This window comes from Methylobacterium sp. E-046, from assembly GCF_022829625.1.
Taxonomy (GTDB): Bacteria; Pseudomonadota; Alphaproteobacteria; order Rhizobiales; family Beijerinckiaceae; genus Methylobacterium; species Methylobacterium longum.
In genome coordinates, this window is sequence record NZ_JAKSYP010000043.1 from 1 (window position 1) to 12107 (window position 12107).

18 protein-coding genes and 1 pseudogene are annotated in these 12107 nt (G+C 66.7%); 7 read left to right on the top strand and 12 right to left on the bottom strand.

Annotated features, from left to right (window positions below; genetic code table 11):
• Together MKK82_RS02210 and MKK82_RS02215 are read left to right on the top strand one after the other, a co-directional pair.
• Positions 1-175 (top strand): helix-turn-helix domain-containing protein (locus tag MKK82_RS02210; protein ID WP_243984541.1); only part of this gene is annotated, 175 nt, incomplete at its 5' end.
• A 94-nt stretch (positions 176-269) separates the two neighbouring features.
• A complete protein-coding gene (locus MKK82_RS02215) occupies positions 270-797 on the top strand; it encodes a MucR family transcriptional regulator (RefSeq protein WP_238292956.1) in 528 nt (175 codons plus the stop codon).
• A gap of 20 nt (positions 798-817) precedes the next feature.
• Here MKK82_RS02215 and MKK82_RS02220 read toward each other — a convergent pair whose 3' ends face one another.
• Positions 818-1066 carry a hypothetical protein gene (locus tag MKK82_RS02220; protein WP_238292953.1) on the bottom strand — a complete coding sequence of 83 codons (249 nt, stop codon included), beginning with the start codon at positions 1064-1066 and terminating at the stop codon, positions 818-820.
• 168 nt (positions 1067-1234) lie between these two features.
• On the opposite strand from MKK82_RS02220, the gene MKK82_RS02225 reads away from it, so the two are divergent.
• Positions 1235-1786 (top strand): DUF533 domain-containing protein, encoded by a 552-nt coding sequence (locus MKK82_RS02225; protein ID WP_313902080.1) that lies wholly within the window; start codon positions 1235-1237, stop codon positions 1784-1786.
• 16 nt (positions 1787-1802) lie between these two features.
• Here MKK82_RS02225 and MKK82_RS02230 read toward each other — a convergent pair whose 3' ends face one another.
• The 8 genes from MKK82_RS02230 to MKK82_RS02265 all read right to left on the bottom strand — a co-directional run bounded on the left by MKK82_RS02230 (position 1803) and on the right by MKK82_RS02265 (position 7127).
• The gene (locus tag MKK82_RS02230) at positions 1803-2177 is read right to left on the bottom strand and encodes a hypothetical protein (protein ID WP_243984532.1); all 375 of its coding nucleotides are present in this window, start codon (positions 2175-2177) and stop codon (positions 1803-1805) included.
• Positions 2178-2280: 103 nt separating this feature from the next.
• Positions 2281-3435, bottom strand: a complete 1155-nt coding sequence (locus MKK82_RS02235; RefSeq protein ID WP_243984534.1) for a chromosome partitioning protein ParA — start codon at positions 3433-3435, stop codon at positions 2281-2283.
• Positions 3436-3552: 117 nt separating this feature from the next.
• A complete protein-coding gene (locus MKK82_RS02240; RefSeq protein ID WP_238292942.1) occupies positions 3553-3789 on the bottom strand; it encodes a hypothetical protein in 237 nt (78 codons plus the stop codon).
• A 280-nt stretch (positions 3790-4069) separates the two neighbouring features.
• Positions 4070-4723 (bottom strand): hypothetical protein, encoded by a 654-nt coding sequence (locus MKK82_RS02245; RefSeq protein WP_243984536.1) that lies wholly within the window; start codon positions 4721-4723, stop codon positions 4070-4072.
• 26 nt (positions 4724-4749) lie between these two features.
• On the bottom strand, positions 4750-5133 hold the full coding sequence (locus MKK82_RS02250; protein ID WP_238292936.1) for a hypothetical protein: 384 nt from the start codon (positions 5131-5133) through the stop codon (positions 4750-4752).
• Positions 5134-5862: 729 nt separating this feature from the next.
• Positions 5863-6282, bottom strand: coding sequence for a DUF3618 domain-containing protein (locus MKK82_RS02255; protein ID WP_243984543.1), 420 nt, complete (start codon positions 6280-6282; stop codon positions 5863-5865).
• Complete coding sequence (locus tag MKK82_RS02260) at positions 6279-6674, bottom strand: phage holin family protein (RefSeq protein WP_238292933.1); 396 nt, start codon at positions 6672-6674, stop codon at positions 6279-6281. The genes MKK82_RS02255 and MKK82_RS02260 overlap by 4 nt, the downstream gene beginning before the upstream one ends.
• Positions 6675-6683: 9 nt before the next feature.
• Positions 6684-7127 carry a hypothetical protein gene (locus MKK82_RS02265; protein ID WP_238292931.1) on the bottom strand — a complete coding sequence of 148 codons (444 nt, stop codon included), beginning with the start codon at positions 7125-7127 and terminating at the stop codon, positions 6684-6686.
• A gap of 446 nt (positions 7128-7573) precedes the next feature.
• Between MKK82_RS02265 and MKK82_RS02270 the strand changes: the two genes are divergently transcribed.
• Positions 7574-7798 carry a hypothetical protein gene (locus MKK82_RS02270; protein WP_243984538.1) on the top strand — a complete coding sequence of 75 codons (225 nt, stop codon included), beginning with the start codon at positions 7574-7576 and terminating at the stop codon, positions 7796-7798.
• Positions 7799-8402: 604 nt separating this feature from the next.
• On the opposite strand, the gene MKK82_RS02275 is transcribed toward MKK82_RS02270, so the two are convergent.
• On the bottom strand, positions 8403-8930 hold the full coding sequence (locus MKK82_RS02275; RefSeq protein WP_238292926.1) for a DUF4142 domain-containing protein: 528 nt from the start codon (positions 8928-8930) through the stop codon (positions 8403-8405).
• 468 nt (positions 8931-9398) lie between these two features.
• On the opposite strand from MKK82_RS02275, the gene MKK82_RS02280 reads away from it, so the two are divergent.
• On the top strand, positions 9399-9758 hold the full coding sequence (locus MKK82_RS02280) for a hypothetical protein (protein WP_243984545.1): 360 nt from the start codon (positions 9399-9401) through the stop codon (positions 9756-9758).
• A gap of 501 nt (positions 9759-10259) precedes the next feature.
• Here MKK82_RS02280 and MKK82_RS02290 read toward each other — a convergent pair.
• Positions 10260-10475: a hypothetical protein gene (locus MKK82_RS02290; RefSeq protein WP_243984540.1), complete on the bottom strand. Its 216-nt coding sequence runs from the start codon at positions 10473-10475 to the stop codon at positions 10260-10262.
• A 277-nt stretch (positions 10476-10752) separates the two neighbouring features.
• On the opposite strand from MKK82_RS02290, the gene MKK82_RS02295 reads away from it, so the two are divergent.
• Positions 10753-10920 carry a hypothetical protein gene (locus MKK82_RS02295; protein WP_238292923.1) on the top strand — a complete coding sequence of 56 codons (168 nt, stop codon included), beginning with the start codon at positions 10753-10755 and terminating at the stop codon, positions 10918-10920.
• 128 nt (positions 10921-11048) lie between these two features.
• Here the strand turns inward: MKK82_RS02295 and MKK82_RS02300 are convergent, their stop codons facing one another.
• Entirely contained in the window at positions 11049-11414 is a 366-nt protein-coding gene (locus MKK82_RS02300; protein ID WP_238292920.1) for a hypothetical protein, read from the bottom strand.
• A gap of 324 nt (positions 11415-11738) precedes the next feature.
• On the opposite strand from MKK82_RS02300, the pseudogene MKK82_RS02305 reads away from it, so the two are divergent.
• Positions 11739-12107: pseudogene (locus MKK82_RS02305) on the top strand (hypothetical protein); the annotation flags it as partial.

The window sequence follows — 12107 nt, forward strand, 5'->3', positions numbered from 1 at the left end:
CCACCTCTACGGCGGCATGGACGAGCCGGAGCTGAAGATCATCGACGTGTTCATCTGCAAGCTGCGCAAGAAGCTCGCCAACGCCAGCCAGGGCAAAAACTACATCGAGACCGTCTGGGGCCGCGGCTACGTGCTGCGTGAAGACGCGCCTGAGATGCGCGCCATGGCCAGCTGAGACCATCCTTACGGAAGTGATAAACGCGCTGAATGCGTGTTGATTTACGGTATCCATCGGCGCAGATTCTCGGCTTCACTCGAGCAGGTGCGCCGTGGACCACAGTGTAGAAACGATCGAGCGCGCTGCAACCGACTACGTCGCGCTGACGGCGGGCCTCGTCTCGGCCTACGTATCGAACAACCGCGTACAGCCGAGCGAGATCGGTGCGTTGATCGACAGCATGCATACTGCGCTGACGGGGCTCGCTCAGGGTGCCGCAGCCGAAGCGCTGGCAACCCAGAAGCCCACGCCCGCCCAGATCCGCAAGTCGATCACAGCGGATACGTTGATCTCCTTCATCGACGGCAAGCCCTACAAGACGCTCAAGCGCCACCTCACCGGCAACGGCACGACCATCGAAGAGTATCGCGAACGCTACGGCCTGCCGCGCGACTACCCGTCCGTGGCGGCCAGCTACTCGGAGTCGCGCTCGGCGCTCGCCAAGAGCTTCGGACTCGGACAACAGCGTAGGAGGGCGGCCCCCGAGGCTGCAGAGCCCGCTGAGACCGCAGAGACCGTTTCGGAGAGGCCAAAGCGCGCGGGCAGATCGCGGAAGGCCACGGAGCCGGCGGACGCTTGAGGCGCCCGTCGCCGTAGGCCTCACCGTGGCGGTGCTGTCATCTCCGCGGTGCCGTCCGGCGCAAACCGCTCAACTCGCGGTCCTGGCTCGCTGGTCTCACCGTCGAGCCGGTTCAGGCGGGCGTTGACGGCCTCGATCCATTCGGCGTTCGTGCACGTGTTCAGCAGTGGTTCGAGGATCCCGGCAAGATCACGGGCGAGCGCGTCTCGGCTCATGCCGTTGAGCTTGCCCCCGCTTGTCTCAAAGGCCAGCGCGACGGCCTCACCCATCAACAAGGCCCGATCGGCTCCCGCTGGATCCGCCGCTTCGCTGCACTCTCGCGATCGCATCGTCAGCATTCGCTCACCCGTGCGCTCGGCCTTCTGGCGACCGCCCTATGAACTGCCGTGGCGCCCAAACCGTTGCAGGATGAAGTCTGTCCGACAAAGGAGGCATTCGTGGCTGAAGCAAAGCAGATGGTCGACGCGCTCGTGCGCGATCGACAGGGCAGCACCATCGCCGCGACAGCCGCCTTGGGCGGCGTGGCATTGATTGTCGGTCTTGCTCTGAAGGCGCTGCCGGGGCGTGCGCCGGCTTCGGACGCAACTCCTTCCGCGGGGCACGCAAGCCCGGCGGCGGCGCCCCGTACACCGTTTGACCACTCCGCAGTCGACGAGGACGAAGCCCGGATGATGCTGCGCGCCATGGTCGCCGCCACGATGGCGGATGGATTGATGGACGCCGCCGAACGGGAGCGGCTCTACGGCGCCCTCGCAGCCGCCAAGATCGGCGCCGCGGGCCGTGCATGGCTGGACAAAGAACTGGCCGAGCCGGTCGATGTGGACGAACTCGCGGCCGGTGTGAGCACGCCGGAGCAGGCGGCGCGCATCTACGCCGCTGCCCGTCTCGCTATCGAACCCGACACCTTGCAGGAGCGACAATTCCTCAGGTGCTCGCGGACGCGCTGGACGTGCCCGCCGAAGCGGTCGCTCGGTTCGATCAGGAGCTAGCTGGATGACAGCGTGCTCAGGCGGTGGCGCGTCGAGTTGCAGCGCCTGAGCCTGCGAGACTGACCGCGCGCCGAGCGCCGCTCGCCGGAATGGCCTCCGAGCCTGCGGCCGGGTTCTTCCGCGTGAGATCGTGAAGCGCGTGCCCGACAAAACTCGCGGCCCGTCGCAGGCTGGCTCCTTCGCACGTGGCGGCAATCTGCATCCCGAGCCGACGTGTGTGACTGCGGCCATAGAGGTAGACGGCCAATCGCGCCCGCGTGGCATCCGGTATGCCGCCGAGTTGCTCGGACAGAGCCTCGGGTTCTGCACGGTAGAGCCGGCCAAGGGTCTCGATCGACACCGGGCAGTCGCCCGCGGGATCCTCGGCACTGACGGGGTAGGCTTGGTTCACGGTGGCACCTGCAGGTTGGACCTAGCCACCATCAAGCTGCCGAGCGCACGGTTAACGGAGCGCTAATCTGAACCCGCCCGAGCGGTCCGGGGACGCCGGGATCTCAGTGCGGCTTCGAATCCGTCACCGGCGGCTGCGCGGGGGGGATCGGCGCGGCCTGTTCGGACAGCTGCTTGCGGGCGTCGGCGAGGCCGCCCTGCACGCTCGCCAACTCCTGACGCGCGGCTTTCAACTTCTCGTCCAGCTCGGACAGCTCCTTGTTGCGGGCCGCAAGGTTCTCGGTCAGCGACGCGAGTTGCGCCTGGGCGTCCGCCTGCCGCTTCTGCAGCGCCTCGACCGCAGCGCTCAATCCGTCCCGGCTGTCCTGGAGCGTCTTGACCGAGGCCTCAGCCTGGCTGCGCTCGGCGGTAACCCGGTCCCGATCTGCCTGAGCGGTGGCGACTTCCTTCTGCGTTCCCGCCAGGCTGTCTTTTGCCTCCCGAAATTGCTGGCCGGTGCGGTCGAGGTCCGCCGCCAGCTTATCCCGGTTCGCGCTCAGACTGCCGATGGCCTGCTCAAGATCGCTGCGCTGTCTGGATGCCTTCTCGGTCTCGGCCTTCGCGTCCGAGAGGGCCTTCTGCGCTGCCGCGGCTCCCTCGCGCGCTGTCTGCTGGCTCTGCTCGGACTGGGCGAGTTGTGACGTCTTGGCCGCGCTCTCCTGTGTTAGGGTCGCGAGGTCGCCGCGCAGCTTGGCTTCCTGCTGGCGGGCCTCCTCGAGCCGCGCACCGACATTTGCCAGATCCTGGGTGCGCGCCTTGGCGGCTTGATCGGCTGTGTCCGCCGCCTCGCGCAGCGGCACAATCTTCTGCTCGGCCTCCTGAACCTGAGCCTGCAGTTCGCCGAGGCGCTGCGTCTGCGCTTGCCGCTCCTTCGTGGCCTCGCCCGCCTTCTGTTCGGCCGCCTGCTGCTCCTGCCGGAGTGCGGCGAGTCGGGCTTGGACCTGCTCCGCATTCTGGGCGAGCTGCTGCCCCTGTTGCTCGGTGCTCGCGATCCTCGCCTTCAAGTCTGACAGCGTGCCCGTAGCCGCCTGCTGTTGGGCGAACGCGTTCCGCAAATTGCCCTGTTCCGTCTGGAGCGAGTTGATCTGCTGCTCGAAGGCCCGGCGGTGCTTGGAATGAACGGCAGTAACAATGAGCAGCCAGACCAGGAGCACAGCCGCTATAACCGCCAGGCTGAGGGCTACGGGGCGGCGCAGTTCGGATCGGACATCGATCGCCATGGTTCACCCGCTCGCTACCGGAGGACGTGGGGCTTGAACGCTGATGAACCGCCGGACGGTTCGATCAGAGTACGGGTTGGATCTCAGGACGGGGACGGCGAGGCTGAAGGCTGAGAATTATGAGACGGCATGCAGCCGCCCCACGGATCCGGACGCTGGATTTGTACGGCGCGCGGGCTCCAGGTTTACGAGCGCCTGCAGCTCCGGCTCCGCCAGATCGAGGAGCGTTGCGTCACGCCAGCGGAATTTCGTGGTCCCACGGCGGCCGAACCAGCGGCGTCTCTCATCCTCGACGAGGAGGACGAGCTTCCCCCGCCACGTGCGCCTGAACCAGAACCGTCCTGTCAGAGCCATGGCGGCCTCGCGGCTCAAGCCATCAGTTTACGTGAACCGAGGCGATGAAGAAGTATTGGCAGAACGTTATCGCGAAGGCTTAGGCCGCGGCGACGGCCTCGAGGACGCTCACTGACAGGACCCCGTTTGTCGATGACGGGCGAGAGTTGGCGGAGGAGGCCTGCCGCCGGTCGGTTAGCGGCGCCCCGGAATCGGATCCTTCCGGGGCGCCGTCATCGTCGCGCATCGCCTTTGAAACGATGGAGCGACAGGTTCAGCCTGTTCGGCCTCTGATCCTAAGTCAAAGTGATCCGCCGGTGCTGGGATACGAGCGAACACGCTCCCGGCCCGGGGTCAAACCCACACCCGATGCCGCACCGGCGTCCGTCGCGACCGGCGTCGTCCAACCGTCGGATTTCCACGCGTTGGCTTTCTGGTCGAGATCGACCGAACCATGCTGCTCCAGGATGTCCATCACCATCGGACCCCGCGCTTCATCGGCGCGGACCGTGACGAGCGTGCCGCCGCGACGGACACCCTCGCCATAAGCATGGGCGTCCGTCTCGCTGACACCTGCGCCCGTCAGTCCGCCGGCGAGACCGCCGGCCGCTGCGCCGATACCGGCTCCCGTCAGAGTGGCGACGAGCCAGCCCGCGGCGACGACCGGTCCGACGCCGGGGATCGCGATCAGGCCGAGCCCCGTGAGCAGACCCGCGGCCCCGCCGACCACGGTTCCGAGGGTGGCACCAGTCCCCGTGCCGTCCTTGGCCTTCTCACGGGTGTCGTCACTCACCCGATGATTCTCGCCCCCTAGCGTGTTGCTGTGGCGATCGCCTTCGTTGTTGCTGACGATGCTGATGTCGCCGTGCGGGACCCCGCCGGCTTCGAGCTTGCTGACGGCTGTGCTGGCATCCTCATAGCGGTCGAAGAGGGCGGTGATGGTCTGCTGAGCCATGGGAAATCTCCTGGTTGAGGTCGGGATCACTGCGCCGCGACGTTGCCCTTGAAGTCGACGCCCACAGGGGTCGGTTTGCCGTCGCGCATCGCGGTGCCGCGCCAGATGCCGTCGGCATCCTTCTTGAGGTCCTTCGCGTCCTTGAACCCGGCCTTGTCCAGACGCGACCGGACCTCGCCTTCCGTGAAGCTGTTGGCGCCCTTCTCCAGCTTCGTGTTGGCGGCACTCCCCGTAGAGGCGCCGTCCTGGGTCATCTTGTCGGTGTTGGGCCGCGTGACGCTCTGCTGACCGCCGGATTGCTGGCTGGTCTTGGCATCGGGCGCGGCGGGCGAACCCGTCGTCGTGGTCTGGGCCAGGGCGCTTGAACCGAGCGTGCTCACGAGGAGGATGGCGGCGATAGAGGTACGCATCACGGGCTCCAGTTATGTATTGGGTGGTTGAAACACCCCGACCCCGCCCGGCGTTCCAGAAATAAAATTTCGTTGTCGCCAATTTAATCGGGCTATATATAAATAGAATAGCGAGAAATAAGTTGCGTTGCGGTCTGCTGCGACGCGGAAAGAACCGTAGCTATTGGGACCGCGGGCGCAGCAGGATCTCGATGTTGCGCTGGCGGCGGCGAGAATGACTTCGGGTCGCTGGGGTCGAAGCCGCAGTTTTACAAGACCCCGTGTCGCCTGCGCCCTCGAAGGCGTTCACGCACCGGATGGAGCCGTCCGCCGCCGAGTTCGCCGCGTTCGCCGACGCTGCCATGATCCGCCGTGGAGAGACGCGAGAACCCCGAGCCCCAGCGCCCCGACGGGTGACGAGCACGTCACCGGCAGATCAATCGGCAGGCCGAAGGGGCGAGGTACCGTGGCGGCCCGGCGGACGGTCTACCTCGATGACGCCCGGGGCCGTTCGATCCGCACCCGCATCCGAGAGGGGATTGATCACGTCACCGGCCAGCCCACCGAAAGAGAAGGGCCACGACGCTTCTCTCAGGCTGTCACAGGGGTTTCGTGGCGTTGGACGAGGCGCCTTATGGAGCCGCGTCGCCACATCGGCCGCGGAGCCGGCGGGATGTGGCGAGTCCGGGATGCAACGCGTTGGCTGGTTCCGGCCGTTCGGGCAATGCGAGCCGACAACGCGGGGGCGGGCTATTTCGTGATCCGAACCGAGACCGGGTCGCTGCCGGGGAAGCTTTCCTCCAACGCGTCATCCAGCCGCGCGTGCATGCGGTCCGGATGGTTCTCGGGGAGGTGACGATCGGAGGTGGTAAGGGCGGATCCCGCGGAAACACCGGCCAGACGCCTCCGCCCCGCCGCCATGCGGAACGCCTCGTAGACGAGCAAGCCCAATCCGGCAGCGATCAGCAGCGCCGGTACGGGATTGACCCGCACGTCGGCGACGACGCGCTCGACCGTTTTGCTGGCCGCTTCGCCGGAACGACGAAGATCGGCCAAGCTCCGCGGGATGCCCGGCCCGTTCAGGCGGTCCTGCAGGTCACTCAGCGTGCGGTCCAACCGCCCCCGGGACGCCTCGACGTCATGCTCCAGGTCATCCGGCGAGTCACTCATGTGTCTATGCGCTCCGTAAGGACTTTCGCGTCCTGTTTGACCTGCCGTCCCGTGCGTGCCGGCTCCAGCGTCGCCAGTGAAGCCTTGCTGCGCCCAAACAAAGCCAGCCCGAGGGCGAGCACGAGGAACACGCCGCCCACGATCAGGGCGGCCAGGGCGTCCGACTGCACCAGGACGGCGATGCCCTTCACCAGGGCGAGCAGCAGCGTGAACAGGCCCGCGATGGCAAAGACAGCCGCCACGAGCAGCAGGCTCAGACCAAGGGATATGTGATGGACGCCCAGCGCCATCTCGGTGCGGAACAGCGCGATCTCACTGCCGACGAGATCCCGCAGCTCACGAACCGCATCGCCGACGAGGGTGGGAATGCTCCGCAATCCTGGTTCAGCCATATCGCCCCCTTACAGGTTAGGCGTCGGGAAAACATCGACCGGAACGACCGCCCGTGAGCGTGGGACCGGCCGGATATCGGGCGTGCGGAGGACGCGGAACAGCGCGAAGCCAGCCAGGACGGCCGCGGCGGTCGCCAAAGCGGGCCGTCGCCGGACCGCGGCGTGAACCTCGTCGTACATCTCGCCGAACGAGCGCCGCGAGATGTCCTCGGCGAAGCCATCGACGCCAAGCGCGGCCTGATCGAAGAACTCCTTCAATTGCGGTAGCCCGTCGAAGTTCGTGCCGGTGTCGCGAATAGCCTCACCGACATCCGATACGAGCCGGGCCGCATCCGCCCTGCGCTTCTCGACATAACAGTGGGTCTGATCGCGCAGCGCATCGGCGAAGGTTTGCACATCAGCCAAGTCCGGATCGGCGGTACTCGACCCGCGGCTCTGAGCACCGTTCGGCATTGCGCGGCTCCTGTATGGCACTCTGGACCAGAGAAACGGCAGCGGCCCGCGACTGTTCCGCCGCGCCCACGAGACAACAGGGTGCGACATCGAGACGAATAGCGCCGCTCATGCGTTGTTAGTGCGACGATATTAATTCAGTTCCCATATTGAGAGGGAAAATAATAAATGAGAAACGTATAACTGGCCGCGCCAAGGATCTCGGCGGCAAGGTCACAGGTGGGCTGCCGGCGGATCCCCGTAGCGTGGACAGGCTGGGTGAGCGTCCAGTCAGGACCATCACCAGATCCGCGCGAGCTCAGCGGGCAGGACGAAGCCCCGGATTACGCCGCGCCGCGCGGGCGCGAACGGCTCGACTGCGGGGCGGACTGACGCGCCCTGCACGGCTTTGTGGAACCCGCAACGTCACCGAACCTTGGCCTCCTGCAACATCCAGGGAGGCCAGCATGGGTCAGGACGTCGACGCAGCGCGCGAAGCGTTCGGCACGGTACCGCCGGCGCCACCGAAACGGGATAACAAGACCATCACGCCTGACGCCGGTGGCAGCGGCCCGCACTCTCCCGGCAGCCCCGAGCCCGATGTCGGCGAAGGGCCGGAGAGCGGCGGGTATGACAACCGACCGGACCCTCCCAAGCCGGACAATGCCAAGGGCGGCCACGGCGCCGGGTGACAACGACGTGCCACCGCCTCACGCACGCACGCCCGGCACGCGCCGGGCGAGCGCGTGCCGGGCGGGAAGAGTGGCTGCCCCCTCGGCTTCCCTCCGTAGATAGGGGAGCCGATGGGCGGCAGAGACCCCGCCGGACCCAGCGACGAAGCACCTTCGGGAACGCGCGGGACCGGCGAGAATCAGTGCCCTGCCTGCAGCGGCACCGGCAAGGTCGATGGCCAGAACTGCCCCGCGCGCACGGGCACCGGGGCAAGGTCACGACCGGGATCGGAGGTGGCTAGAGAGGGTCACGCAATCGCCGCGACGAGCGTCAGGACAGTCGACATCACAGCCAAGACGCCGACGGTGGCGAAGGTGCCGAGAATGAAAGCGTGCATCGGTGCAGCTCCCTGTGTTGCCGCTTCGATGCGGCAGCACAGGGGTACCTGATGCAGAGGGCTGCCGGCGTGTTACGGCGCACGCGGGTTGATACGGCCGCCTTCGTAGGCTCGCGGTCCCGTATCGGTGTTGCCTCCAGGGCTTGGTGCACGAAGTCCGGCGACACGACCTCCGCGTTGTGCAGGTGCCGAGCCTCCGGTGTCGAGCGACGGGTACGTGGTGGCGCTTACTTAGCCAAATCCTCGGCCATCTTTTGGTGATGCTCTACGATCGGCAGGGTCTTTTCTGCGAACGCCTTCAGATCCGCGTTGTCGCCACCCTTCGCGTAGCGCTTGTACAGATCTACCGTAGTCTTGTGGCCCGAGATCTGATCGGAGCGGTACTGCTTCTCGAAGTCGTCGCCGTTCAAGCCCTTCAGCTTGTCAATCATGCCCTGATGCTTGCTGTCGAGAGACGCTGGGATCTCCGCTTTCACTTTTCCGCCTTGAACCATCGTCTTGATCGCGTCCGTCGAGGTTGTATGGTCGGCGATCATCTTTTTCGCAAAATCATCCGCCTTGGCGTCTTTTTTCTCCTGGGCCAGCTTGCTCGACTGGATCTCGAACATATCGCTGATCGCGGCTTCGGTAACGAAATCCTGCGTCGTGGGACTGTTACCCAGTAACGAATTCACGCCCGTCTTCTCGCCGACGGTTTCGGCGATTGCTGGGCTAGCCAGCACAAGGCAGATGGCAACAGCTGTAAACGTCTTCATGGCGGTTCCTCCTCGTATGTGCCGGAAAACCATGCGGCGGCGATGCCGTTCCCCATGAAGGCCTCCGCGCTTTACCCGAGACCAGCGCGGCTCACAGGGCAGCGGCCTGCCGGGCCGCGGGAGCAACCGCGCCCGTTATGGCGATGCCGTCCCGTGCTGATGTGCCCGCGGTGTTCGCGACACCACAGAACTTCGTTGTGGGCGGACACGCGATGACAGGTGGTGTGCGGGCCAGTTCCTCACGCGCCGCCCGTGACGCCCTGGCCGGGCGTTCGCGTGCGGATCGGCGCGGCGCGGGGGAGCTGGGCACCGCACCTGCCGGTCCATGGCCATACGTCCTTCCGTGGACGAGGCGGCGCAGGACACCGGACGATCCGGCGTGTGGACTTATCGGCGGTCGACTGTGGCCGATCCGCTCTCGCTCCGGTGGCACGGGGCAGCTTAGGTCGTTGCGAACGAGGGCTGATCATGAACCGACACATCACCGCGCTCCTACTGGTCTCGGCCGGGCTGGGTGCCTGCCAGACCGGCGCCACAGCGCCGCAACAGGCCGCCGTGGCGCCGCGGGGTGCCGCGGCTCTCCAAGAGGATGTCGCTCGCCTCAGGGCTGAGCGCGACGCGCATCGCATCAGCTACACGGAGTGGGCAGAGCGCACCCAGGCGGCCGCGCGGGCCAGCGTGTCGCTGAGCGCGCAGGAAGAAGAGGCGCTGGAGTACCGCAAGCAGCTCGCGCGCCGTGTCGATACCGGAGAGATCACGGCCGCGCAGTTCGAGCGCGAGAGCCAGCGCACCTTGCAACTGCTGAAGGCGCAGCGCCGAGGGGCCTGATCGGGGCCGCCTCTGATGCTCCGGCCGGTGGTGGCTCATGTGGCACCGCCGGCACAACGCGGCGAGGTTGGCGTCCGCGTTGTTGGCGGTGTCGTGGTCGCGATTTGTCGCAGCCGGAACGATCCGTGTCCGGCGGATGCGGCCGAGGACAGCGAGGCCCGACGCGCCTCCGATCCGCGTGCCCCCGCCGTCACGTCAGCGACCGGCATCCGCGTCCCACCAGCGCCCGTCGCCGAGGTGAGGTGCGGCCCGTCGATGAGGTAGAAGAAGCGCTGCGCCGGCCCGAGCGGCCTGCAAGCCCGGCCTGGAAGTCCGGCCTGGAAGTCCGGCCTGCTACCCGGCGTAGAGAAGGCGTTACTCTCCCGCACCGCCACGGATCGCACAAGGCTCTTAGAGCATCCGATTGCATCGCTGTGGCGCGGGCCGCTCGACAGGCAGACGCGCCTCGCGAGAACGAAGCCAGCTGCGACAGGTGGCACCGTCCCCGATCGACGGCTGACCTCAGCCCGGTGGGGCGTCCGGCAGCGGCATCCAGTGCGTCGGGATCCCTCCGTCCCAGGGAACGGGTTTGGCCCCGGCCCACAGACGCCACTCGCCCGTATGCTTAGTGTTGTACCGGGTCAGAACGCCCACGAACTGGTCCGTGCCGTCGAAGAGAAGGACTCTGCTCCCCTCCTCGACCGGTGCCGTCTCCATCGTCTCCCACCCACCTGCCATAGCCATCACCAGTCCGGCGCTGCGCTCGCCTTCGGTAAACCTCCGCCCGCAGATTCGGTCACCGCGACCGCACCCCGCTTTCTGGCTTTTTCGCCCCGGTCGACCCACCGCGGGCACGGTATTGGCGACGGCCCCTGTGGTCAGGAGGGCAGCTCAGCGCGGTGCCCGCGCTTACCATGCATCCGCCGCAGATCTGGCATATGGGACTTGGTATGCCAGTTTGGGCGATTTGCGGTCATAAATGCTGCACCGCAAACGCCAACACGGACCGCCTGCCATGACCGCCCTGCTCGTTTCCGCCCTCGTCGCCGCCGTTGCCGCCAACGTCGCGCTGGTACCGTTCGTGGCTGACCGGCTGGGCGCGCAGAGCAACGGCCCCGTGGCGACCGGCGCGCTCAAGGCCAGCAACGAGAACTTGCAGGCCGTGACGAAGCTGGCTGCGTAATCACTCCCCTCTCGCCGCACTGCGAATAGAGCAGCCCCGCCCGGCTCCGCGCCCGGCGGGGTTTCCCATGTCCGGTCTGCGACGGGTGACGCAGCTCGCCACCCCACCAGCCGCCTCTCGGATCACTCCTAGTAGCCGCGTTCACTGCTCGTGCTCATGCGCCTCGGGATGTAATCCCCCGAACGCGACTGCTGACCGAACACCAGCCAGCCGAGGCCGAAGCCGATCGCGCCCGCGATGAACATGCCGGTCATCGTGCCGCTGTCCATGTCGCTGACGGCACGACTGCCCTGCCGGTAGTAGCGCGATCCGTACTCGGAGGCGTTGTCCCAGGCGTCCGCGGCCCTGTCGGTGGCATCCCGCAGCGTCTCCCTGGCCTGATCGGCGACACCGGCACCGCCACCGGATGTGCTGCCGGATGAGCCGCCAGCCTGGCTCGATCCGGGTCGGCCTTCGGCTCGTCCGAGCGGATCGTGTGAGCGGATGTCTGCCATGGTGGAATTCCTCCTGGGATCGCGTTGACGCTGCTTGCGTGCTCATCACCCAGCAGAGCGTCCAGGATCGCCGGGGGCGGTTTGGCGCTGTGCTGGATGAAACCGCACGAAGGATGAACCCCCCAGCGATGGAGGTGATCCCTGGCAGGAGGTTTCGGCGCCCCGCCGCGACCGCGGCCGTGTGTCTCCGGAAGCATTCGGCCACCTCAGCGACTCACCCCGTTCCGGGCGTGTCGGCTCTCCGGGCTCGATCCGGCGGGGCGCTGCGGCTGTAAAGTCACGGTTAGCTATCACGGGGGATCAGCCGGAACGGCGAGCTTGACCGTGTGTTCTGCCGCGATGGAACATTATCGATCCACGCTGGCCACGACGGCCATTGCTGCACTCGGGCTGTTCGTCGCCGGACACGTCCTGCACCCGGGCAACTACGCGACAATCGATCGCAAAGCACGGGTGATCACAGTCGTTGCTGCGACGTCATCGACCCCATCGACCTGGATGGACCCGCCCGGGAAGCTGCACGGCAGTGAACCCGCCCTGCTGATGGCGGACAGCAGAGTGCTGCTGGCGCACCGGACAACTGTGGCATTGCCGCCGGGAGCACGAACGTGGCCGCGATTGTCGGGCAAGCTGGTGCCGGCCGTGGCGCAAGGGAAGGCCGCCGCCGGCGACCCGATCGGTGACCTGATCCGC

Bases quoted from the DNA above. Each gene is read 5' to 3' on its own strand.
- MKK82_RS02220 (WP_238292953.1), bottom strand. From the start codon at position 1,066: ATGGGTGAGGCCGTCGCGCTGGCCTTTGAGACAAGCGGGGGCAAGCTC.
- MKK82_RS02235 (WP_243984534.1), bottom strand. From the start codon at position 3,435: ATGGCGATCGATGTCCGATCCGAACTGCGCCGCCCCGTAGCCCTCAGC.
- MKK82_RS02240 (WP_238292942.1), bottom strand. From the start codon at position 3,789: ATGGCTCTGACAGGACGGTTCTGGTTCAGGCGCACGTGGCGGGGGAAG.
- MKK82_RS02245 (WP_243984536.1), bottom strand. From the start codon at position 4,723: ATGGCTCAGCAGACCATCACCGCCCTCTTCGACCGCTATGAGGATGCC.
- MKK82_RS02250 (WP_238292936.1), bottom strand. From the start codon at position 5,133: ATGCGTACCTCTATCGCCGCCATCCTCCTCGTGAGCACGCTCGGTTCA.
- MKK82_RS02255 (WP_243984543.1), bottom strand. From the start codon at position 6,282: ATGAGTGACTCGCCGGATGACCTGGAGCATGACGTCGAGGCGTCCCGG.
- MKK82_RS02260 (WP_238292933.1), bottom strand. From the start codon at position 6,674: ATGGCTGAACCAGGATTGCGGAGCATTCCCACCCTCGTCGGCGATGCG.
- MKK82_RS02265 (WP_238292931.1), bottom strand. From the start codon at position 7,127: ATGCCGAACGGTGCTCAGAGCCGCGGGTCGAGTACCGCCGATCCGGAC.
- MKK82_RS02270 (WP_243984538.1), top strand. From the start codon at position 7,574: ATGGGTCAGGACGTCGACGCAGCGCGCGAAGCGTTCGGCACGGTACCG.
- MKK82_RS02275 (WP_238292926.1), bottom strand. From the start codon at position 8,930: ATGAAGACGTTTACAGCTGTTGCCATCTGCCTTGTGCTGGCTAGCCCA.
- MKK82_RS02280 (WP_243984545.1), top strand. From the start codon at position 9,399: ATGAACCGACACATCACCGCGCTCCTACTGGTCTCGGCCGGGCTGGGT.
- MKK82_RS02290 (WP_243984540.1), bottom strand. From the start codon at position 10,475: ATGGCAGGTGGGTGGGAGACGATGGAGACGGCACCGGTCGAGGAGGGG.
- MKK82_RS02295 (WP_238292923.1), top strand. From the start codon at position 10,753: ATGACCGCCCTGCTCGTTTCCGCCCTCGTCGCCGCCGTTGCCGCCAAC.
- MKK82_RS02300 (WP_238292920.1), bottom strand. From the start codon at position 11,414: ATGGCAGACATCCGCTCACACGATCCGCTCGGACGAGCCGAAGGCCGA.